21 protein-coding genes and 1 pseudogene are annotated in these 21,243 nt (G+C 72.6%); 9 read left to right on the top strand and 13 right to left on the bottom strand.

All coding sequences use genetic code 11. The features are described 5' to 3' along the window. Positions 1-18: 18 nt before the first annotated feature. A complete protein-coding gene (locus ACIHEI_RS25385) occupies positions 19-1,086 on the bottom strand; it encodes a DUF2510 domain-containing protein (protein WP_396608188.1) in 1,068 nt (355 codons plus the stop codon). A gap of 196 nt (positions 1,087-1,282) precedes the next feature. On the opposite strand from ACIHEI_RS25385, the gene ACIHEI_RS25380 reads away from it, so the two are divergent. Continuing rightward, positions 1,283-2,017 (top strand): gamma-glutamyl-gamma-aminobutyrate hydrolase family protein, encoded by a 735-nt coding sequence (locus ACIHEI_RS25380; RefSeq protein WP_396608187.1) that lies wholly within the window; start codon positions 1,283-1,285, stop codon positions 2,015-2,017. Positions 2,018-2,034: 17 nt separating this feature from the next. Here ACIHEI_RS25380 and ACIHEI_RS25375 read toward each other — a convergent pair whose 3' ends face one another. After that, on the bottom strand, positions 2,035-2,322 hold the full coding sequence (locus ACIHEI_RS25375; protein ID WP_396608186.1) for a hypothetical protein: 288 nt from the start codon (positions 2,320-2,322) through the stop codon (positions 2,035-2,037). A gap of 93 nt (positions 2,323-2,415) precedes the next feature. Beyond that, positions 2,416-3,618 (bottom strand): chromate efflux transporter, encoded by a 1,203-nt coding sequence (gene chrA, locus ACIHEI_RS25370; protein ID WP_396608185.1) that lies wholly within the window; start codon positions 3,616-3,618, stop codon positions 2,416-2,418. Positions 3,619-3,797: 179 nt separating this feature from the next. On the opposite strand from chrA, the gene ACIHEI_RS25365 reads away from it, so the two are divergent. Continuing rightward, positions 3,798-4,844 (top strand): cation diffusion facilitator family transporter, encoded by a 1,047-nt coding sequence (locus ACIHEI_RS25365; protein ID WP_392943828.1) that lies wholly within the window; start codon positions 3,798-3,800, stop codon positions 4,842-4,844. A 97-nt stretch (positions 4,845-4,941) separates the two neighbouring features. After that, positions 4,942-5,898: a 5'-3' exonuclease H3TH domain-containing protein gene (locus tag ACIHEI_RS25360; RefSeq protein WP_396608241.1), complete on the top strand. Its 957-nt coding sequence runs from the start codon at positions 4,942-4,944 to the stop codon at positions 5,896-5,898. A 694-nt stretch (positions 5,899-6,592) separates the two neighbouring features. Here ACIHEI_RS25360 and ACIHEI_RS25355 read toward each other — a convergent pair. The 6 genes from ACIHEI_RS25355 to ACIHEI_RS25330 form a co-directional block, all read right to left on the bottom strand. Then, a complete protein-coding gene (locus ACIHEI_RS25355; protein WP_396608184.1) occupies positions 6,593-7,309 on the bottom strand; it encodes a hypothetical protein in 717 nt (238 codons plus the stop codon). A gap of 22 nt (positions 7,310-7,331) precedes the next feature. Next, complete coding sequence (locus ACIHEI_RS25350; protein ID WP_396608183.1) at positions 7,332-8,021, bottom strand: pentapeptide repeat-containing protein; 690 nt, start codon at positions 8,019-8,021, stop codon at positions 7,332-7,334. A 67-nt stretch (positions 8,022-8,088) separates the two neighbouring features. Next, positions 8,089-8,253, bottom strand: a complete 165-nt coding sequence (gene amcA / locus ACIHEI_RS25345; protein ID WP_392943834.1) for a multiple cyclophane-containing RiPP AmcA — start codon at positions 8,251-8,253, stop codon at positions 8,089-8,091. Next, entirely contained in the window at positions 8,250-9,392 is a 1,143-nt protein-coding gene (amcB, locus tag ACIHEI_RS25340) for a cyclophane-forming radical SAM peptide maturase AmcB (RefSeq protein ID WP_392943836.1), read from the bottom strand. Before amcB ends, amcA begins: the two co-directional genes overlap by 4 nt. Before the next feature lie 20 nt (positions 9,393-9,412). After that, positions 9,413-9,595, bottom strand: coding sequence for a hypothetical protein (locus ACIHEI_RS25335; RefSeq protein WP_396608182.1), 183 nt, complete (start codon positions 9,593-9,595; stop codon positions 9,413-9,415). Then, positions 9,592-10,044: an ATP-binding protein gene (locus ACIHEI_RS25330; protein WP_392943838.1), complete on the bottom strand. Its 453-nt coding sequence runs from the start codon at positions 10,042-10,044 to the stop codon at positions 9,592-9,594. Before ACIHEI_RS25330 ends, ACIHEI_RS25335 begins: the two co-directional genes overlap by 4 nt. 557 nt (positions 10,045-10,601) lie before the next feature. Between ACIHEI_RS25330 and ACIHEI_RS25325 the strand changes: the two genes are divergently transcribed. The 3 genes and pseudogenes from ACIHEI_RS25325 to ACIHEI_RS25315 form a co-directional block, all read left to right on the top strand. Then, positions 10,602-11,552: a hypothetical protein gene (locus tag ACIHEI_RS25325; protein ID WP_396608181.1), complete on the top strand. Its 951-nt coding sequence runs from the start codon at positions 10,602-10,604 to the stop codon at positions 11,550-11,552. Continuing rightward, complete coding sequence (locus tag ACIHEI_RS25320) at positions 11,549-12,076, top strand: GNAT family N-acetyltransferase (RefSeq protein ID WP_392943842.1); 528 nt, start codon at positions 11,549-11,551, stop codon at positions 12,074-12,076. The genes ACIHEI_RS25325 and ACIHEI_RS25320 overlap by 4 nt, the downstream gene beginning before the upstream one ends. A gap of 204 nt (positions 12,077-12,280) precedes the next feature. Beyond that, a pseudogene (locus tag ACIHEI_RS25315) lies at positions 12,281-12,775 on the top strand (5'-3' exonuclease H3TH domain-containing protein); the annotation flags it as partial. Between the two features lie 58 nt (positions 12,776-12,833). Here ACIHEI_RS25315 and ACIHEI_RS25310 read toward each other — a convergent pair. Then, positions 12,834-13,544, bottom strand: a complete 711-nt coding sequence (locus tag ACIHEI_RS25310; RefSeq protein WP_392943844.1) for a LuxR C-terminal-related transcriptional regulator — start codon at positions 13,542-13,544, stop codon at positions 12,834-12,836. Positions 13,545-13,974: 430 nt separating this feature from the next. Between ACIHEI_RS25310 and ACIHEI_RS25305 the strand changes: the two genes are divergently transcribed. From ACIHEI_RS25305 to ACIHEI_RS25295, 3 genes are all read left to right on the top strand, one after another. Continuing rightward, positions 13,975-16,962: a BTAD domain-containing putative transcriptional regulator gene (locus tag ACIHEI_RS25305; protein WP_396608180.1), complete on the top strand. Its 2,988-nt coding sequence runs from the start codon at positions 13,975-13,977 to the stop codon at positions 16,960-16,962. A 559-nt stretch (positions 16,963-17,521) separates the two neighbouring features. Then, complete coding sequence (locus ACIHEI_RS25300; protein ID WP_396608179.1) at positions 17,522-18,826, top strand: DUF6271 family protein; 1,305 nt, start codon at positions 17,522-17,524, stop codon at positions 18,824-18,826. After that, positions 18,823-19,320 (top strand): GNAT family N-acetyltransferase, encoded by a 498-nt coding sequence (locus ACIHEI_RS25295; RefSeq protein WP_396608178.1) that lies wholly within the window; start codon positions 18,823-18,825, stop codon positions 19,318-19,320. Before ACIHEI_RS25300 ends, ACIHEI_RS25295 begins: the two co-directional genes overlap by 4 nt. Before the next feature lie 58 nt (positions 19,321-19,378). Here the strand turns inward: ACIHEI_RS25295 and ACIHEI_RS25290 are convergent, their stop codons facing one another. Genes ACIHEI_RS25290 through ACIHEI_RS25280 form a run of 3 tightly spaced genes read right to left on the bottom strand, consistent with a single transcriptional unit; the run spans position 19,379 to position 21,234 of the window. Then, complete coding sequence (locus ACIHEI_RS25290) at positions 19,379-20,113, bottom strand: 4'-phosphopantetheinyl transferase family protein (RefSeq protein WP_396608177.1); 735 nt, start codon at positions 20,111-20,113, stop codon at positions 19,379-19,381. Beyond that, positions 20,110-20,931: a hypothetical protein gene (locus ACIHEI_RS25285; protein WP_396608176.1), complete on the bottom strand. Its 822-nt coding sequence runs from the start codon at positions 20,929-20,931 to the stop codon at positions 20,110-20,112. The genes ACIHEI_RS25290 and ACIHEI_RS25285 overlap by 4 nt, the downstream gene beginning before the upstream one ends. A 3-nt stretch (positions 20,932-20,934) precedes the next feature. Then, a complete protein-coding gene (locus ACIHEI_RS25280; RefSeq protein ID WP_396608175.1) occupies positions 20,935-21,234 on the bottom strand; it encodes an acyl carrier protein in 300 nt (99 codons plus the stop codon). Between the last annotated feature and the right edge of the window lie 9 nt (positions 21,235-21,243).

Genomic DNA, 21,243 nt, shown 5'->3' with positions numbered 1-21,243 from the left:
GCCGCGCGGCCACGGTGGTCAGGCGGCGGTGCCGGTGACCGGGCCGCCGCCCTGGAAGGCGGCGATGCCCTTGACGATGGAGTCCATCTGGTCGAGGCCGGGCGCCTTGTCGGCGATGTCGAAGCCCATCCGGACGCCGGTCAGCGCCTTGCCGTCGGCGGTCGGGAAGACCACCGTCTCCACGTAGCCGCCGTTGCCCTTGGACACGTCCACCTGCCAGCGCACCAGGTAGCCGGAGCGGCCGGCCACCGTGACCGCCTCGCTCTTCAGCTCCTTGTGGCCGGTGATGTCGGGGTAGGACTCCTTGGCGGCGGCCTCGATGTCCTGCTGCGCGGCCTGCTTGGCGTCGGTGCCGGTGATCTTGCTGGTGTTGACGCCGCCCAGCGTGCAGGTGTTCGAACCGTCGACGCAGGTGTACTCGCCTACGTACGCGCTGGCGAAGCCGTCCTTGGTGGTGCCGCCCTTCCAGCCGCTGGGGATCGGCAGCGAGACGCCGTTGATGAGGTCGATGGCGAGGTTCGCGTTCGCGCCGCCACCCTTGCCCTTGCCGCCCTTGCCGTCCCCGTTGCCCTGGCCGTTCCCATTGCCCTGGCCGGGCAGGCCCGGCAGGCCGTCGCCGCCCTTCTGCCCGTCGTCCTGGCCGTCGCCGCGGAGCTGGCCGTTCCGCGACCGTTCGGCGGACGCGGACTTGTTCGAATGCCCGTCCATCGCCAGGTAGGTGACGCCGGAGCCCACCGCCAGGCCGAGCAGCGCGGCCGCCGAGGCCGCGATCAGCACCGGCTTGGACGCGCGGCGGCGCGGCTTGGCCGGCGGCTGCTCGGCGTACGGCGGCAGCGGCGGGTAGTGGACGGCCTGCCCGGAGGCGTCCAGCACGGTGCCCTCCAGGACGCTGGTGTCCTCGGCGCCGGCCGGCCCGCCGGCCGGGGCCTCGGCGGGCGTGTCGGCGGGCGTGTCGGCGGGGGCTGCCGAGGCCGGGCGGGTGCTGGCGGTCCAGCCCTTGCCGTCCCACCAGCGCTCGGGGCGGGGGTCGCTGTCGGTGTCGACGGGGTCCGGGTACCACCCGGCCGGAATCTGCTGCTCGGTCACACCCATGACCCTAAGCGGCCCCGGATAAGCGGGAAATCAGCGGGCGGCCGGAATCGGGCTCCGGCGATGAGATTCGGGTGAGAATCGCGCACAACCGCCGTTCGGGTGGTCCGGATACGCCGGCCGGGGCGTGCGGGGGCACGCCGGTGGGTGCGTCGCACTACCGGGGGCGCGGCCGGGCGACAGAATCCGCGCCATGACCTCTCGCCCCGTGATCGGCATCAGCACCTTCCTCACCAACGCCGGATGGGGGCGGTGGGACGCCATGCGGTCGGTGCTGCTCCCCGAGCGCTACCCGGCCCTCGTCCAGGAGGTCGGCGGGATCGCCGTCATGCTGCCGCCCGACGCACCCGAACACGCCGCGGACGCGGTGGCCCGCCTCGACGGCCTGGTGATCGCGGGCGGCGAGGACGTCGCCCCCGCCCTCTACGGCGAACCCGCCCACCCGTTGACGGTCGCCAACGCCCCCGAACGCGACCTCTGGGAAGCCGCGCTGATCCGCGCCGCGCTCGCCTCCGGCACCCCGCTGCTGGGCATCTGCCGGGGCATGCAACTGCTCAACGTGGTCTGCGGCGGCTCACTGATCCAGCACCTGCCGGACGTCGTCGGCGACGGTCTCAGCCACCTCGGCGCGCCGACCGAGTACGGCCGCCACGCGATCCACCCCGTCCCCGGCACCCTGCTCGCCGACCTGCTCCCCGAACCCTCCGTCACCGTCCCCACCTACCACCACCAGGCCGTCGCCCGCCTCGGCAAGGGCCTCACCGTCTGCGCGCACGCCGCCGACGGCACCGTCGAGGCCGTCGAGGGCGCCGGCTTCACCCTCGGCGTCCAGTGGCACCCCGAACAGGGCGAGGACCTCCGCGTCGCCCGCGCCCTCGTCCACGCCACCCGCCTTCTCCGCGCGCCCGTCCGCGTCCCGGCCGTCTGACACCGGCACCCGCCGGGTCAGGGCGCGCAGTAGCTGTTCAGTTCGTTGATGTCGCGCTTGAGCGCCTCGGTGGCGCCGCCGTTCCAGGGGTGGTCGTCGATGAACTGCTGGGCGTCGTCGCGGACGTCCTGCCAGTCGGTGTCGTCGGTGGGGGCGCCGGCGTTGGCCAGGTCCTGCCGGGTCTGCGCGACGGCGTCGCCGCACACGCTTGCGGGGCGGGCGGTGGCCGGCGCCGCCCAGGCCAGGGTGGCCAGCGGCAGGGCGGCGAGCACGGCGAGAGCGAGTTTGCGAGTCGTGGCGGCCATTCGGGGGCACTCCTTCGTCGACGTTCCGTCATCCGGCCGTCACGGTACGCACCCGTGGAGCCCTTCCGCCGTGCAACACGCCACGGAAGCCGGCTACGGAAGCGGGAGGCCGGACAGGGTGGCGAGGGTGCCGAGGGTGCCGGCGGCCAGGAGGCAGGGGACGACGCCGCGGCGGAGGGCGAGCAACCAGATGGCGGCGAGGGCGAGGATCGCGTACTGCCAGGGGTGGTGCAGGGCGAGGGCCAGCGGGAGTGCGGAGCCGGCGATCGCGCCGATGACGGCGGGGCCGGCGCCGGTGAGGAAGTCCTGGACGGCGGTGTTGGCGCGCAGGCGGTCGAAGTGGGCGGCGCCGAGCAGGACGAGCGCGAAGGACGGGGCGAAGGCCACGAATGCGGCGAGCAGTCCGCCGAGGATGCCCGCGGCGGCGTAGCCGACCACGGCGACGGTCTGGACGACCGGGCCGGGGGTGATCTGGCCGAGGGCGACGGCGTTCAGGAACTGGCCGTCGGTCATCCAGTGGTAACGGTGCACGGCGTCCTGCTGCATCAGCGGGATGATCACGAAGCCGCCGCCGTAGGAGAGCGCTCCGACCTTGAAGGCGACCCAGGCGAGCGCGCCGAGTCCGCCGGTCGCGGCCAGGCCGGGGACAAGCAGCGGGAGCGCCGAACGCGGCGGGGTGTCACCCTCCGGTCGGCGCGTCGCGGGGGCGGCGGTGTCACCCGTTCGGCTGGTTCGGCGGGCGCCGCGCCGGAAGGCGATCTCGGCGGCGCCGGTGGCCAGCAGGACCAGCACCAGCCAGGGGCCGGTGAGGATCGCGGCCGCGGCGCCGAGCAGCAGGTAGCAGGCCCAGCGGATCCGGGCGGGGCCGCCGCCGGAGCGTTGCAGGCTGGCCGGGACGAGCGCGGTCGCGGCCTGCGCGGCGACGGCGGCGACCGCCGCGCCGGCCCCGGCGGCGGCGCCGAGCACCCAGCGCGGCGGGTTGCCGGCCAGGAACAGTGCGGCCAGCAGCAGGATCAGCGCCAGTCCGGGCAGGATGAACGCCGCGCCGCCGACCAGCGCACCGGCCGTGCCGCGCACCCGCCAGGCGGTGAAGATCGCCAGCTGGGTGGAGGCGGGGCCGGGCAGCAGGTTGGTGGCGGCGATACCGTCCTCGAACTCGCTCGCCGCGAGCCAGCCGCGCTGCTCCACGCAGAGCCGGCGCAGCAGCAGGATGTGCGCGGGCGGCCCGCCGAATCCGAGAGCGCCGATCCGGCCCCACTCCTTGGCGATCACCGTCAGCGGCACCTGCTCCGTCATCGCTCCCCCATCTCCCGTTCAACGGCCCGAACACCCGCGCGACCTGCACGGATGCGGGCCGCACCCTACCTGACCCGAATGGCCTACAAGGGAACGACAACGGTCACCAGTGCAGCCTTTGGATCTTCCTCCGAATTGGGGTTCACTTCCGGTGCGGACACCGGAGCGGAGGGACCTCGATGGCCAAGCACGGGCACGACCACGACGACCACCAGGACGACCACGGCCACGGCGGACACAGCCACAGCCACGCCGTCTCGGCGGACGCGGACCGGCGCTGGCTGTGGAGCGCGCTGATCCTGCTGGTGGTGTTCATGGCCGGCGAGGTGGTGGTCGGCTTCGCCGCGCAGTCGCTGGCGCTGATCTCGGACGCGGCGCACATGCTGACCGACGCCGCGTCGATCGCGCTCGCGCTGGTGGCGATGCGGCTGGCGGCGCGTCCGGCGCGCGGCGGCTACACGTACGGGCTGAAGCGGGCGGAGATCCTGTCCGCGCAGGCGAACGGGGTGACGCTGCTGGTGCTGTCGGCGTGGCTGGGCTACGAGGCGGTCGCCCGGCTGATCGCGCCGCCGGCGGTGACGGGGTCGCTGGTGCTGGTGACGGCGCTGGTGGGCGTGGTGGTGAACATCGCGGCGACCTGGTGCATGTCGAAGGCGAACCGGTCCTCGCTGAACGTGGAAGGCGCGTTCCAGCACGTCCTGACCGACCTGTACGCGTTCATCGCGACGGCGGTGGCGGGTGCGGTGGTGCTGCTCACCGGGTTCGTCCGGGCGGACGCGATCGCCTCGCTGGTGGTGGTGGCGCTGATGCTGCGGGCCGGCATCGGGCTGGTGCGGGACTCGGCGCGGATCTTCCTGGAGGCGGCGCCCGCCGGGATCGACCCGGACCAGGTGGCGGACCGGCTGGTGGCCACCGCGCAGGTGGAGGAGATCCACGACCTGCACATCTGGGAGATCACCTCCAACCAGCCCGCGCTGTCGGCACACATCCTGGTCACCCCCGGCGGCGACTGCCACGCCGTGCAGCACGAGTTGCAGCGGCGGCTGCGCGAGGAGTACCGGATCACCCACGCCACCCTCCAGGTCGACCACGTCGGCGAGAGCGGCGCGGACGGGCTGCTGCAGATCTCGTCCAGCTCCTCGGCGGCGGCCGCCGAGGAGGAGGCCCGCGAGCACTGCGCGGACGCGCACGGGCCGGTGCACCGCTCGGGGCCGCACCCGCACTGAGGCCGTGCAAGTGCCGGCCCGGACCTCTCGGCAGGGCCCGGCTGTCACCGGCATGCGGCATGATCGGGGGGTGACCGCACCCACCGCACCGCGCCTGATGCTGCTCGACACCGCCAGCCTCTACTTCCGCGCCTACTTCGGCGTGCCGGATTCGCTGCGCTCGCCGCAGGGCGAGCCGGTGAACGCGGTGCGCGGGCTGCTGGACTTCATCACCCGCCTGGTCCAGGACCACCGGCCGGACCACCTGGTGGCCTGCATGGACGCCGACTGGCGCCCGCAGTGGCGGGTCGATCTGATCCCCACCTACAAGACCCACCGGGTGGCGGAGGGCGCGACCGCCGGCGAGGAGGAGGTGCCGGACACCCTCGCCCCGCAGGTCCCGGTGATCGAGCAGGTGCTGGACGCCATCGGCCTGGCCCGCGTCGGCGTCCCCGGCTACGAGGCCGACGACGTGATCGGCACCCTGGCCACCCACGCCACCGGCCCGGTCGAGATCGTCACCGGCGACCGGGAGACTGCAGATCACCAACCTGCGCGCGTCCTGATCGTGACAGGGGACAGAGACCTCTTCCAGCTGGTCGACGACGCCCGCGGCGTCCAGGTCCTCTACCCCGTCAAGGGCGTCGGCAACGCCGAGGTCATCACCGAGGCCGCCCTCCTCGGCAAGTACGGCGTCACCGGCCCCGAGTACGCCGACATGGCCGCCCTGCGAGGCGACCCCAGCGACGGCCTGCCCGGCGTCAAGGGCATCGGCGAGAAGACCGCCACCCAACTCATCCGCGAGTACGGCAACCTCGCCGGCATCCGCGCCGCGGCCGCGGACCCCGCCTCCAAGCTCACCCCGGCCCGCCGCAGGAACCTCCTCGAAGGCGCCGCCTACCTCGACGTCGCCCCGACCGTCGTCCGCGTCGCCACCGACATCCCCCTCCCCGCCTTCGACCCCGCCCTCCCCCGCGAACCCCTCGACCCCATGGCCTTGGAAGAGCTCTCCACCCGCTGGGGCCTCGGCACTTCCCTCACCCGCCTCCTCGACACCCTCGCGGCCACCCGCTGACGAGGATCGGCAGGACACCGGCGCCCGGCGACCCCCTTGCCGACCGCACAGCACATGCGCACCCGAACGGGAGCCGTACAGCTCACTGACAATCAGAAGCCGTTGTCGTACCGGTCTTGGTGGACGTGGGTTCGACTGGAACAGCTCGGTCGGGTGATCTTGCCGCGTGCCGAGCATGAAGACAGCGCCTCTGGTGCAGCTCGGGGTTGTCGGGACCTCGAGTGCGCCAAGAGGCCCTGTTGTCGCAGTTGTACGCCGAAGAGAGGACACGACACCCCGACTCTGCCACCGAATCTCCGGCACTATGCCTGACCAGCGGAAACGCACCCGTCACTCTTGGAAAGACAACGGTTTCCAACAGCCGGCCCGTGTCCGTGCTGGCCCGCAGTCATCTCTGATCTGGGCCTTGCGGTCGTCGCAGGAATCCACCTCTGGGGCTTCGAGATCGGAACGGTTCGCCGCCCTGCAACGTCGACAGCCTCGTCGTTCCGCCCGGCGATGGGCTTCGGAGTGGTCGACTCCACGACCGGCGTCACCGTGCCCATCGCCATGCCGATCTCGCGCAGTGGGGCGTTCGCGTTCGACGGAGTCACCTACGCCGCAAAGCGGCCAACCTTTGCAGCGGCACTCGGCGCCCCGGCGGCCCGTACAGGAAGGGCATGCCCCCGGCTTACCCGCTTCCATTTACCGGAGATCAGACCACAGCGGGGAGGATACTGCGCGGCCAATGGCCGAGCCAGAACACTGCCGTGGACGGCTCGGGTTGGTCCTCGGTCGAGCCGTCGTGGGGCAGTAGTTCGGTGGGGGCGATGTAGCCCTCGCCCGGGGCCAGCCGGATGCGGAAGACGCGCAGCGGCTGCCGACCGGTGACGTAGGCCCGCAGGTCGTCGGTGTGGGGGTAGCGGCTGGCAGAGTCGGCGTAGAGGGTGCGGCAGATGGTGCGGATGTCGAGGTCGGCGAGCAGGAGGTAGCGGGTGCCGGGGCCGAGGTTGAAGCACAGGCGCCGTCGGCCGGTGTGCTTGGACTCGTAGTCCAGGCGGTCCCAGTTGTCGACGTGCAGTCCGATGCGGCGGCCGTCCTGGTAGTTGGGAGTGGTGGTCAGGGCCTTGGCGGGGCTGGCGGCCTGACCGAGGTGAACGGCGTCCGGATCTCCGAGCGGGTCGGCCAAGGCCGCCAGGCTCGCGGGCACCGGACCGTCGGGGAGCTTGACCAACTCGACCAGCGTGTCGTCGGCTGTCTGGGCGCTGGGCATGAGCCGTGCGGCCAGGTCGGCCGTCAGGGGTTGCCAGGGGCCGGCCGGAAGGACAGCCCCTGGCTCGTACTCCGGCTCACTGCCGGCGATGCGGACCCCGGCGGTCTCGCAACGGGCGATGAGGGCGGCGGGGTCGGTGTGGGCGATGGCGAGGTTCAATCCGGGCTCCTCCCGGTTCGGGTCACCGGTGCTGGTTCAGGGTGTCGCCGAAGGTCACTTCCAGCTCCGCGATCAGGGCTTCGGCGAGCTCGGCCTGCTGGGACCGGTCGATGACCACCTTGGCGAGGTGGGCGACACCCCGCAGCGAGGTCAGGTCGTTGCCCCGCAGGTCCAGGCCCTGGTACTTGCCCCGCCCGAACTCCGCCAGCCGCAGCGTGCACGCGTCCAGGACCACTCCGGTCAGGTCGCAGCCGGTGAACGAGGCTTCGGTGAGCGCACACTTGGAGAACGAGACCGGCCCGGTGGCCCGGACCTGCTCGAAGCTCGCATAGTCGAGCTTGCAGTTCTCGAAGAGCACGTTGTCCAGGGCCACGCCGGTGAGGCTGGCACCCATGATCTTGCAGTTCCGGAAGACGACACGGGACAGCTTGCTGTCGGCGATGCGGGCGGTGGCCAGGTCGCAGGTGTCGAACTCGACGGAGTCCAGGCGGACCTTGTCGAGCTGGACGCGATCGGCCCGCAGCCCCCTGACGCGGCCGGTGATGAGGCTGGTGTCGGACAGGTCCAGGTCCCGCAGGTCGGCGTCGCCGTACTGGAAGTCCTGGACGATGCCCCGGGCGGAGTCCAGGGACGCGACGTTGGACAGGTAGAGGCCGGGCTCGTCCAGGGTGGGCAGGGTGACGGTGACGCGGCCGAAGGTGATGCTGTCCACGGGTGGGGCTCCGCTCTGTCGGGCCGGGCCCGCACCGCGCGGTGCGGGCCCGGGTGCTCAGGTGGTGCTACTTGCTGGTCTTGTTGTCCCAGGTCGGCCGGTTGTCGAACGACGAGCCGACGTTGTCCCAGGTCGGCCGGTTGTCGAACTTGGCGACCGCGATCGGGTGACTGGACGTCAGGTGGGCAACCACGGGGGAATCAGTGACGGCCAGCAGTTCGAGGATGGTCATGCTGCTTGCTCCTCTCGGACGGTATCGGACAGTGCGGTGACGAGGGCCTGCCTGGATACGCGGCAGTAGTTGGTTTCGGTGGTGTCCAGGCGCCCGTTCTCGAAGTAGCGATTGCCGGCTTGGGCTCCCCGGCAGAAGCCGAAGAACTCGCACCGGGCCTCGCACTCGTCCAGGCCGGTCAGGAACTCGCGCACGTACCGCAGGTGGTGCGCGCGGTCCAGCATGGAGCCGATGGTCAGCTCCAGGACGTTGCCGGCCCGGAAGTCGTTGTATGCCGGGTCTCTGATGCCGGCGAGCTCGGGCGAGAGCAGGACCACGTCCCCGGCAGCGGAGACGGTTGGGATCGGGTCGATCAGCGCGTCATCCCACGCGGCCAGACCCGTTGCACGGGCGGACCGCAGGTAGCTGCCGAGCCGATCGACCTCGCGGACGGTCAGCTCGCGATACCGCCTCGACCAGGCGATGGCGCGGCGCCAGAACTCGCGGGCCTGTTCGACGGTGGGCACCGTCCGGCCGGTATTGACGCCCTCGGTCTCCTCCATGTTCAGCCCGACGCTGTGGCATCCCAGGCCCGCCATGAAGTCCAGCAACCCTTCTGGGTCGAGGATGCTCTCCGCGCTGACGACTGCGATCGCGGAGAACCGGACCCCGTGCTCCCGAAGGCACCCGATGCCCTTCATGATCCGATCGAAGGCCGGACGTCCGGCCCAGTCGACGCGCTGGCGGTTGAGGGCGGCCGGGCCGTCGATGCTCACCCCGATCCGGAACCCGTACTCGGTCAGGAAGTCGCACCAGGCAGGGTTGATCAGCACCGCGTTGGTCTGCACCGAGTGCTCGACCAGGCCGGCCTGCCGCAGCGGCTCGAACGGGGCCAGCAACTCCGCCAGGCGCTGCCGCCCCACGGCCAGCGGCTCGCCCGCGTGCCACAGGATCTCGATGGGCGAGGAGGTCGTGGTGTCGGCGAACTCGGCAATCGAGCGGGCCACCGCCTCAGCGACCGCCACCGGCATCGGTGTGCGCCGGCCTCGGTCGGGCAGGTAGCAGTAGGTGCAGTTGAGGTTGCAGAAGCCGTCGGGCTGCACGACCACCGTGTTCGGGCGGCGGGCGATGCGGCGCCGGTATCGGGCCAGGGTCTGCATCGTGCTGGCTCCTCGCTCGGTCAGAGGGATTCGGTGGCCGGGTCGGCGTCCGGCGCGCTGGCGGTGAGCGGCTGGTACTGAGGCGGCTGGTGCTCGACCAGGTAGCCGAGCAGACCGAGCACGACGAGGTGGCCGGACACCACCGGGGCCTTCAGGGTGTCGCCGAGCAGGTCACGGTCGGGGTTGCGGTGCTGGGCGCTCATGCCACGGCCCCAAGTTCGGCGTGAACGGTCTTGCCGTTCGGCAGTTGGTCAGCGCCCCAACGGCCGCCGGTAAGGTGGTGGACCAGCGCGATACCCCGACCGCCCTCGTCCTGCCCGTCGGCCTTGACCATGACCGGCAGGATGCGGCAGCCGTCGGTGACACGGATCTGGACCGCCTTCTCGGTGAGCCGTTCGATCTCGACCCGCATCCGCAGCCGACAGCCGGTCTTGGCCGCGTTGGTCGCCAGCTCCGAGACGATCACCTGGGCGTCCTCGACCAGGTGCTCCAGGCCCCAGACCGCAAGCTGCCCGCGCACCAGCCGACGAGCGGCAGACACGGACTCGGCCCGATAAGGCAGGTCCACGCCGACCGACTCGGTACCGCTGGTGGCTGCGGTCACGGCGGCCGTTGGCTCGGCTCCCGAAGGCATGCCAGCAGTGAAGGCCATGGCGGAACTCCTGGTTGGAGTGTGGTTGAGGGTTGGCCGGTGCCAGGCTCGGAACACAGGACGGGCCTGACACCGGATGCCGTCCCCGAGAGGAGGACGACCTCGCGTAACCAGTGAACGACCGTCAGCTACGGGCCGGTGAGGCAAAGTACGAGTGCCTCTGGTCCGGGTGCGACCGGAAAACTTGACCGCCTCATTACCCGACCCCCTGCACACCACGTCACACCGCAACTACGTTGATCGCATGGTGGCCAACGTCGCACTCCGCCTCCGGATGGCCGAACGCCGCATGACGAAGGCAGAGTTAGCCCGCGAAGTGAACGCCGAGGTCGAGATCCTCACCGGGAAGCTCGGCACGGTGTCAGAGCGCACGGTCCACAACTGGCTGACTGGTCAGACCCGTTGGCCGCCTGCGAAGATCCGCCTTGCGCTCACGGCAGTATTCGACTGCCCGCCCGAGGAACTGGGCTTCGTCCCCCACAGGACGGGCCCGAAGCAGCACATCGGAGGAAGACGTGAGGCGACGCGACTTCGTAGCAGCCGCCGGAGGCACCGCCGTGGCCGCACTCACGGGCGCCGCGGCCGGACCACGTCGGATCGGGATCGGCGACGTCCAACAGTTGCAGGCCCGCTTCGCCGAGGTCGTCGCCAGCGACCACCGCCACGGCGGTCGCCTCAGCATCGAAACCCGGGCCGGCCAACTGGCCGACGAAGCCCTCGCCCTCCAGGAGCGCGGCACCGCTACCCAGCGGATCAGAGCTCAGCTGTATGCCAGCGCGGCCTCCTTCATGTCGAGCGCGATGTGGGCCGCCATCGACGGCCGCCGCTTCGACGCCGCTCTCCAGCACCATCAGAAGGCCGCCTCCCTGGCAGCCATGTCCGGTGACTCGTCCATCCAGTTCCGCATCTGGTCCCACGCCGGCAGCCTCTACCGGCATCTCGGCCGGCCCGGTGACGCGCTCGCGGCCAACGACGTGGCCCGCAACCTGCCCATCGCCCGGCGCGACCCGTTGTTCGCTTCCCTCGGACACGCCCGCCACGCAGCCATCCACGGCCTGACCGGAGACACCAATGCGGTGCGACGCTCCCTGGGGCGCGCGCAGGAGGCCCTTGACCGAGCCGACTCCGGCGCTTCCCGCCCACTGTGGATAACAGCCTTCTACGACCAGGCCGAACTCGACTCCCTGGCCCTCGCCGCCTACCTCTCAGCCGGCAGTTGGGAGGAAGCGGAAGCTCACGCGCACCGCAGTATGGCGCTTCGCCGGGGCGCCATGCAGCGCTCGCACGCGATCACCACCGTCCGCCTCGCCCACGCCCAGCTCGGCCAGGGCGACCTCGAACCCGCTGTCGTCACCGCCATGTCGGTCCCGGCGGAGGTCTCCGCCCACCCCCGCGTCACCGGCATGCTGAACGCCTTCGGCGCCAAGCTGAGCGACCTGGCCGATGGCAGCAACCTGGCCCGCTCTTGGGCCGAGTACGCATACAACGCCAGGAGGACCACCGCGTGACGATCGAGCTCCGCCACCACACCGACCTCACCGCACAGGCCCGCCAGGACCTGCTGGACGTCTACGCCGACGTGCGAGCACCCTTGCTGCACCTGGCCAACTACCGCGTTCAGACATTCGCCGAGCGCCTCGAGCGGCACGCCGCCGAGCCCGGCTTCGAACTCGTCCTCGGCTACGACGGCGACGTCCCGGTCGGCTACGCCTACGGCAACACCGCCGACGCCGACGACCGGTACTGGAAGCGCATGACCGAACCGCTGCCCGACGGCTTCACCGACACCCCCGTGCTGATCATCAAGGAGATCGGCGTCCGCACCCCCTGGCGCGGTACCGGTACCGCCCGCCGCATCCACGACGAACTCCTCGCCCACCGCGCCGAGGACCGCGTCACCCTGATGGTCAATCCACTCGCCGGCGACGGCAAGGTCCAGGCCCTGTACGAGTCCTGGGGATACCAGGCCATCAACAGCCAGCAGCCTTCACCTGACTCGCCCCGGCTCACCGCCATGGTCCGCCCACGCTGACTCCAGCGCAGGAGCGCTGCAATGTCCAGCGTGATCGGGCGCGAGCCAGCTACGTAGCCATGGCCGGCTTCCTTCTACACCAGGTGCGAGACCTTCTCGGACCCCTTGACCACGCTGACGCGTGCACCGACAACGGCTCTGAGAATGTCCGAATCCTCGCAGGTCAGACCCGGTTTCGCGGGTTGGGAAACTTCTGCCTCCCGCGACCGCGACCTGTTCCAACTGGTCGACGACGCCCGCGCGGTGACGGTGCTGTACCCGGCGAAGGGCATCGGCGCGGCGCAGCGCATGGACGACGCGGCGCTGCTGGAGAAGTACGGCGTCCCGGGTTCGTCCTACGCCGACCTGGCGGCGCTGCGAGGCGACGCGAGCGACGGTCTGCCGGGTGTGAAGGGCATCGGCGAGAAGACCGCCACCCAGCTGATCCAGACCTATGGCGACCTGACGGCCGTCCGGGCGGCCGCCGCCGACCAGGCCTCGAAGCTGACGCCGGCCCGCCGCAAGAACCTCCTCGATGCGGCCCCGTACCTGGACGTCGCGCCGACCGTGGTCCGGGTCGCCACCGACATCCAACTCCCGCCGTTCGACCCGCAGTTGCCCCGCGAGCCGCGGGACCCGATGGCGCTGGAGTCGCTCGCCGAGCGCTGGGGCCTGGGCACCTCCCTGACCCGGGTGCTGGAGGTGCTGGCGGCCCGCTAGATCCCACCTGCCGTCGGGCGCCCACGGCCGTGGGCGCCCTTCCGTGACGCGGGACGGCTTAGATGTAGCCCTCGCGCAGGGCGTAGGCCACCGCGTGGGCGCGGTTGCGGAGTTGGAAGCGGGTGGTGACGGTGTGGATGATGTTCTTGATCGTCCGCTCCGAGTAGAGGAGCTTGACGGCGATCTCCCCGGTGTCCATGCCGTCGGCGACCAGGCGCAGGACGTCGACCTCGCGGGGCTGCATGCCGTGGTCGGCGGGGCTGTTGTCGGGGCCGTCGCCGGTGCGCCGGCGGCCCATGCAGCCGAGCAGTTTGCCGAGCAGGTCGGGGGGCAGGTCGCCGTGGCCGCGGACGGCGGTGCGGACGGCTTGGCGCAGGCGTTCGCCGGTGACCTCGCGGCGCCACAGGATGGTGGTGACGCCGAGGGAGACGACGTTGAGCAGTTCGGGCTCCTGGATCCGGTCGAGGATCAGCACCACGTGCGTCCGTTCGGCCTTGACCAGCCGGGACAGGCCGGCCAGGGCGGCCTCGTCGAAGGTGTCGGCGACCAGCAGGGCGACGCCGGTGCCGGCCGGCTGGTGGTCCTCCTCGACGAGCGATATCTCCGGGCACTGCCGGAGGTAGCTGACCACTCCGGCCCGGGAGAGCGGGTCCAGGGCGTGGACGGCGACCGGGATCGGCCGGGCGGTCTGTGCCGGGATCGTTCTGGCGGTCTGCGTCGGGATCGTTCGGGTGGTCGTCGCGCGGACGTCGTCGGCGTACTGCAGCACGGCGCTGGATTCCTTTCGTTGCGCTTGGCGGTGCGCCCACCGCCCCCCACGAGCGGTGGCGCACCGTCAGAACCGGTCGGCTGGCGTCGTCCGCACGAGACGCCGTCTCTCCTCCTCCTGCGGCCCGGCTGGTCCGCGGGAGCTCCCGTGTCCGCCGGAGGGCCGGCGGGCATGTGCACCGAGTGCAAGCTATCCGTCGCCGGTCAATAAAAGATTGACGGATCCGCATCCGCGTCATCGGTTCCCGTTCGGCGGGAAAAGTTTTTCCGGGCCCGCCGGGCGGGCGATCCGCGGCGCGGCCGTTTCCGCGAGCGGGCATGGCGGAATCGAATGCGCGCGGGCGCGTGGCCGACCGGGTTCCGTCCGTGGCGGTGGAATTGCGTCCGCCCCGGCGCGGCAGTCGGCCGGTCCGAACCGCTACCTTCTGACAATGACGGAAATCGGAGAGCCCCACGGCACGTCGGCCCCGGAGCCGGACGGTGGGGAGGGGCTGCGCCTGTGTCTGCTCGGGCCGGTGCAGGCCTGGTGCGGGGAGCGGGAGTTGGAGCTCGGTCCGCCGCAGCAGCGGGCGCTGCTCACCGCGTTGGCGCTGCGGGCGCGCCGGATCGTGTCGGTCGACGAGCTGCTCGACGCGCTGTGGGAGGAGCCGCCGGCCCGGGCCGCCGCCATCGTGCGGACGTACGTGTCGCGGCTTCGGCGGGTGCTGGAGCTGGACCGGGTGCGCCCGGCGGTGCTGGTGTCCTCGGGCAGTGGCTACGTGCTGCGGCTCCCGGCGGAGTGCGTGGACGCCGAGGTGTTCGAGGACCGGGTCGCGGCGGCGGGCCGGGCCCGTGCGCTGGGGGACGTCGCCGGGGCGCTCGGGCTGCTGCGGGAGGCGTGCGGGCTGTGGCACGGCGAGCCGCTGGCCGGGCTGCCGGGGCCGTTCGCCCAGGCCCACCGGGCCCGGCTGGTCGAGCGCCGGCTGAACGCCGTCCAGGCTTGGCTGGAGACCGAGTTGGAGGCCGGGCGGCACGCGGACGTGATCGGTGAGCTGACCGTGTGGGTCAGCCAGTACCCGCTGCTGGAGCCGATGCGCGAGCTGCTGATGCTGGCGCTGTACCGCAGCGGGCGGCAGGCCGAGGCGCTGGGCGTGTACGCGGACGCCCGCCGCACGCTGCTGGAGCAGCTGGGGGTCGAGCCGGGGCCGCGGCTGCGCGAGCTGCACCTGGGCGTCCTGTCGGGCGATCCGCTGCTGGCCGCGCCGGCCGCGGTGACCGCGCCGGCGGGCGGGCCGGGCGGCGGGCCGGTCGCATCCGTGCAGGTCGCACCGGCCCAGCTGCCCGCCGACATCTCCGACTGGACCGGCCGGGACGAGCTCTGCGCGGCGCTGTGCGCGGACCTCGCGCCGGGCGGTCCGGCCGTGCCGGTGGTGGGGGTGTCGGGCCTGGGCGGGGTCGGCAAGTCGGCGCTGGCGGTGCACGTCGCGCACGCGGTGGGTGGGCAGTACCCGGACGGCCAGCTGTACGTGAACCTGCAGGGGGCGGGGGCGTTCCCCGCCGATCCGGGCGAGGTGCTGGCCGGTTTCCTCGGTGCGCTGGGCGTGGCCGACGCGGCGATCCCGCAGGGGACGGCGGAGCGGGCCGGCCTGTTCCGGTCCCGGGTGGCGGGTCTGCGGGTGCTGATCGTGCTGGACGACGCCCGCGACAGCCGGCAGATCGGGCCGCTGCTGCCCGGCAGCCGCTCTTGCGCGGTGCTGGTGACCAGCCGGGCCTGGCTGTCGGGGATTCCGATGACCCGTCAGGTCGCCCTGGAACCGCTGACCTCGGAGGAGTCGGTGCGGCTGCTCACCGCGATCGCCGGGGTGTCCCGGGTGGCGGCCGAGCCGGCGGCGGCCCGGCGGGTGGCGGAGGCCTGCGGGTTCCTGCCGCTGGCGGTGCGGACGGCGGCGTCCCGGCTGGCGGCCCGCCCGACCTGGCAGCTGTCGCACATGGCGGACCGGCTGGCCTCGGAGCGGCGGCGGCTGGCCGAGCTGGAGACCGGGGAGCTGGCCGTCGCCGCGTCGTTCCGGCTCAGCTACGACCAGCTCGACCCGGAGACCGCGCGCGCGTTCCGGCTGCTCTCGCTGGCGGACGGCCCGGGCGTGTCCTCGGCGGCGGCCGCGGTGCTGCTGGAGCTGCCGGAGCCGGCGGCCGAACGGCTGGCCGAGGCGCTGACCGACCTGGGCCTGCTGTCCTGCCCGTTCGCGGGCCGCTACCAGTACCACGACCTGCTGCGGCTGTTCGCCCGCGAGCTGGTCCGGGAGGTGGACGGGGACGCCGCCGGGCGGGCCGCCGTCGAGCGGCTGCTGCGGCACTACCTGGCGACGGTGGCGGGCCTGTACCGGGTGGTCCGGCCCGGCTACCCGTTCGCGGACCTGGTGGCGGCGGAGGCCGCCCAGCCGGAGGCAGCCCAGCCGGAGGCCGCCCAGCCGGCCTTCGCCCAGCCGGAGTTCGCCAAGCCGGCCTTCGCCCAGTCGGAGTTCGCCGAGCCGGCCTTCGACGGGCCCGCGGAGGGGCTGCGCTGGGCCAGGCAGGAGATCGCCGCCGTGCTGGCGGTCGCCGAGCAGGCCACCCGGGATCCGGACGGCCCGCTGGCGGTGGTCGCGGACCTGACGCTGGTGCTGATCCAGCTGATCGACCTGGGCATGGCCGTGCCGGAGCTGTGCGACCTGGCCGGACGGATCGCCGAGGCCGCCCACGCCGCAGGCCTGCCGGAGAGCGAGGCCCGGGCCCGGTACACGCTGATGTGGGCGCAGCGGGAGTTCCAGCGCACCTGGCAGGCCCGGTCCGAGGCGGGCCGGGTGGTCGCGCTGGCCCGGCGGACGGGGCAGACGGCGCTGCTGCCCGGCGCGCTGGTCGTGCAGGCGCTGACCGGCCTCCCGCACTGCACGGACGAGGAGGTGACGGCCTGGTGCGACGAGGCGATCGCGCTCAGCGCCGAGCTGGGCAACCCGTCCTCGCACGCCTTCGTCGAGGGGATGGCGGCGCTGGCCGACCTCGCCGTGGGCCGGCCGGAGTCGGCGCGGCGCCGGGCCGAGCGCAGCCTGGCGACCTTCCGGGAGCTGGGCGACTTCGTCGGCCAGGTGCACATGCTGTACGCGCGGGCGACGGCGCTGCACGGGATAGGGCGGTACGAGGCGGCGTGCGCGGACTACCGGGAGTGCCTGGGGGCGCTGCTCGCGCTCGGTGCCCGGGACCGGATGCCGGGCGTGCTGGTGGGCCTGGCCGAGTCCTGCCGGGCCGCCGGGCTGCCGGCCCAGGCGCTGGAGGCGGCCGAGCAGGCGCTGGCGATCGCCCGGAAGGTCGGCCTGGAGCACCGCCGGGCGGACGCCGCGGCCGCCATGGGGCGGGCGCTGTTCGACCTCGGGGAGCGCGACCGCGGCCAGGCCTGTCCGGCGTAGCCGGGCCTTCCGGGGCGGCCCGAATTCGAGGGCCTTCGCCGACTCGGGAGCATCTCCATCGCAAATCCGTTATCTTCCCGAGATATTCGGCGCAGGGTGCGCAACGATCATCACGAATCAATTTCGAAGCGGGCGCCCGGGCGGCGAATAGGCGTTCCGGAGATCAATCGGTCGGGCCGGGCTCCGGTGCACCGGACTTCGGGTACGGAAGTCGGGTCGTGCCTGCCGTAGACGATTCCCGGCCGGATTCCGCGCGTGCGTTCTCCGTTCACCCGGAGGGCTCCGCGGCTCACTGGAAGCATTTCGCCCCAGGGCAGGGCCGGCTGCCCCATCGGGCAGTGTCGGCGGGCGGCGGGGACGGGCCGGGGGCGGTGCGTTGACACCCCGCATTGGTCCAGTCCACTGTGGTGAGACCAGGCCATCCACGTTGCCGCCACAGCCCTCCGCCCCGCCGGCGAGCCCGTCCAGGACGGTACGGCGGACCGGTCGGGGCACCTTCTCCTCGCTCGACTGCCGGGCGCCGCAACGAATCTGACGATCAGACGGAGATCCCCACACCATGCAACGAGTCTGCCTCGCCCTGCCCACCATGCGAGCCTGCCCCGGCACCATCGTGGACCTCGTCGAGGAGGCGGCCTACGCCGTCGAGACGTTCGGGGCCGAGGTCCACCTCCTGGTCCTCGACACCACCGAGGACGCCGAGTTCACGAAGAACGCGGACGCCGTGGCCGCGCTGGCCCCCGTCCCCGGCGTGTTCGTCCACCACCTCGGCAACGAGGCGCAGCGCGAGTTCTTCCGCGACGTGGCGGAGCGCTCCGGCGGTGCCGACCCCGGGCTGCTGCTCGACCTGATGCTGCCGTCGGACGTCGCGTACGGCTCCTGCGTCAACCGGATCTTCCTGGGCGCCGCCGCCCTGGGCTGCACCTCGGCGCACCTGCGCAACGACGACTTCGACTACCAGGTCGTCGACGGGAAGAAGATGTTCCCGATCCACCACGAGCTGCTGTCGATCGGCAAGCCGGCCGGGGAGGCGCTGGCCGGGGTGGCCCGCTCCGAGCTCGACCCGGCGGACGCGGACAAGCCGGTGATGCTGGTCAGCGCCGCCTTCATGGGCGAACTCAACGTGGACATCGGCGAGATCAACGAGCTGGACCCGGAGGTCTACCGGGACCTGGTGCGACTGTGGACGCCGCGGGTGTGGACGCGGGAGGAGCAGGACGCCATGGTGGACATCTCCTTCAAGGGCGCCGGGCACGAGACCTTCGACAGCGACGACTCGGTGCTCGGCGTGCCGGACATCTGGGACGTCTACATGTGCAACGTCGCCCTGGACCACCGGGGTTACGAGGTGCTGCCGCTGGTCCCCTCGCTGCGCACCATCGGCAGCGACTACGCGCTGCTGCACGCCCTGGTGCACTCCAAGCTGCCCGCCGTCATCCACAAGCGGCACATCGTCAACTACTACACGCCCGAACGCCGGATCGGCGCCGGGTTCCTCTCGTACCAGCTGCGCTTCGTGAAGATGCTGCTCTCGATGCTGTACCTGTACCCGGTCTACGGCCAGATGATCGACCTCGGCACCGGACTGCTGGACGAGCGGCACGAGTTGAAGGTCGAGCCGATCCTCGGCCTGGTGCGGAGCACCTTCGACCTGGACCGGGACGTCAACGAGCAGTGCCTGGACGAGGTGGACCGCCTGTACCGCAAGCTGGGCGGCAAGTACGCCGAGCTGGCGGACGTGGTGGCCGGGCAGCGGCAGCAGCTGCTGGACGAGGCCCGGGAGGACGCCGAGCGCTGGGCCGTGCTGATCGAGGCCTGGGCCCCGATGGTGGCCGCCGCCCGCGAGCGGGGGCTCGCCGGGTGAACGAGGAGTTCCTGATCCGGCAGCTGGCCGACGGGGACTGGGACGCCGTGGTCGCGCTGGAGCACGACGCCTACGCGGCCGACGGCCTCTCCGAGGGCCGGGAGGCGCTGCAGTCCCGGGCCCGCTGCTCGCCGGAGACCTGCTACGTGCTGGAGCAGCACGGCACCGTCCGCGGCTACCTGCTGAGCCTGCCGTACCCGCCGCTGCGGTGCCCGGACCTCGCCGTGGCCGAGGCCGGGGCGTTCGAGTCGGACAACCTGCACGTGCACGACCTGGTGCTGGCCGAGGAGTTGCGCGGCCGGGAGCTCGCCGCGGACCTGATGGAGCACGCGCACGCGCGGGCCGCCGCGGCGGGCTTCGCGCAGATCTCGATGGTCGCGGTGCGCGGCTCCGACATCCTGCTGCGCTTCTACGGCTACCGCGCGCACCGGGAGGTGGCCGTGCCCGCGTCCTACGGGCGGCGCGCGGTCTACATGTCGAAGTCCCTGGGCTGACGGCGGTGCGTTCTGGGCCCGACCGGCTTGACTGCCGTCGGGCCCTTGCCGCTGTCGGTCAGGCCCAGTGGTGCCGGCGGACGGTGAAGGGGCGGTCCTCGTCGGCGGCGACCGCCGCGCGGAACGGGCCCGGGACGGGGACGTCGGCGAGCCGGAGCGGGCCGGGGCCGAGCGGGCCCGGGTCGGGCAGGCGCAGCGGGGAGGGCCCGGCCAGCGGGAGGCCGAGGCCCTGGGCGAGCCGGCCGCCGTACACCTTGACGCAGGCCTCGCGGCGGCACCAGAGCCGGGTGAAGCACTCGGCACCGTCGGCCGGGGTTGGCGCGTCGAGGACGAGTGCCGCGTCGGCGGGCGGGAAGTGGCGGCGGGCGATCCGGGTGCCGACGCCGGGCGGGCGGAGCTGCTCGACGTCCGCGCCGACCTGGCGCCCGTCCGCGATGGCGAGCAGCGCGAGGGCGCCCGAGGCGGACCAGTTGACGTCGATCCCGCCGCCGCCGCCCGCGGGGCTGGGCTTGCCGTGCGGGCCGCGACGCCACGTCAGGTCGGCGGGCGCGACGGCGAGCCGTTCGGCGACCAGCAGTCGGACGGCGCCCCGGACCACGGTGAAGCGTTCGCCCTGCCGCGGGTCGTGGGCCCGGTCGGCCCGCTGCCGCTCCTCGGCGTCGAGCAGGCCGTACAACTGGCGGACGACGGCCGGGGGCTGGTCAGTGGGGATGCTCCAGACGTCGATGACGTCGATGACGTCGGTGGCGTCGGTGGCGTCGGTGGCGTCGGTGGCGTCGGTGGCGGTGCTCACGGCAGGGTCAGGGTGCTGAGCCGGCCGAGGCGCCGGTCGTGGTCGGCGACCAGCAGCGGGCCATCGGCGCCGCGCCCGGGGAGGCGCTCGGCGAGGCGGTCGGCAAGCAGGCTCCAGACGCCGGTGAACGGCTGTCCGGGGCTCGCGGCCCCGGCGGCCTCGGGGATGCCGCGCGAGGCCAGCTCGGCAGCGAGCAACAACCTTGCACCGGGCCCGAGTTGGCGGTGTTCGTCGAGGACGGAGCGCAGCGCCCGGGCGCCGTCCGGCTCGGCCTGCTGACGTACCCGCAGGCCCTCCCCCGGGGTCTCCTCGCAGACCAGGACGACGGCGCGGTGCTCGGCGGGCAGCTCGACGGGCTCGGCGGGCTCGTAGTGCAGGGCGCTCTGTTCGGCGAGCACGATCACGGCCCGCCGGCAGCCGCCGGTGCGGTGGTGGGCGGCGGCGATCCGCAGGGCGGTGAAGGCGGTGGCGCTGCCCTGGTCGCAGACGGCGAAGGCGGTCGGCTGCCCGGGGCAGTGGCGGCTGAGTTGGAGCGAGGCGGGCGCGGCGGGCCGGACGTCCGGGGAGGAGAAGGCGAGGATCAGCAGGTCGGCGGGTTCGCCCCCGGGCAGGGCCTGTTCGAACAGGCCGGCGGCCATCGCGCCGTAGTCGTGCCCGGCGCCTCCGGTCAGCAGGTCTTCGCGCAGCGGCAGGCCGTACGGGCGGACCAGGTCGGCGGTGAAGGTCCGCAGGTCGGGGTGGAGCGCGGCGGCCGAGTGGCCGTCGAATCCGGCGGCGACCGCCCTGGTCACGCGCAGGCCGCGGGTCTCGGCGGGCATCGGTCAGTCCTCGTCGGCGTAGTGCCCGACGACGTAGTCGGTGAGGCTGTCGATGGTGCGGATGTCGTCGATGGCGAGGTGCTCGACGTCGACCTGGATGGCGAGCGTCTCCTCGATGTCCAGGACCAGTTCGACGATGCCGGAGGAGGTGAGGCCGTAGTCGTCGAAGAAGCAGGCGTTCGCGGGGATGTCGGCGAGCTCGACGCCCAGGACGCGCGGCAGGACGTCCTCGATGCCGCGCCGGATGCGGACGCGCACCTCGGGGTCGACCGACTCGGTGGTGGGCAGGGTGGATTCTGACATGGGTGGACC

The organism is Kitasatospora sp. NPDC051984, assembly GCF_044593455.1.
Lineage (GTDB): Bacteria > Actinomycetota > Actinomycetes > Streptomycetales > Streptomycetaceae > Kitasatospora.
The sequence above is the reverse complement of the archived record's forward strand: the minus strand, read 5'-3'. Positions and strand labels throughout refer to the sequence as shown.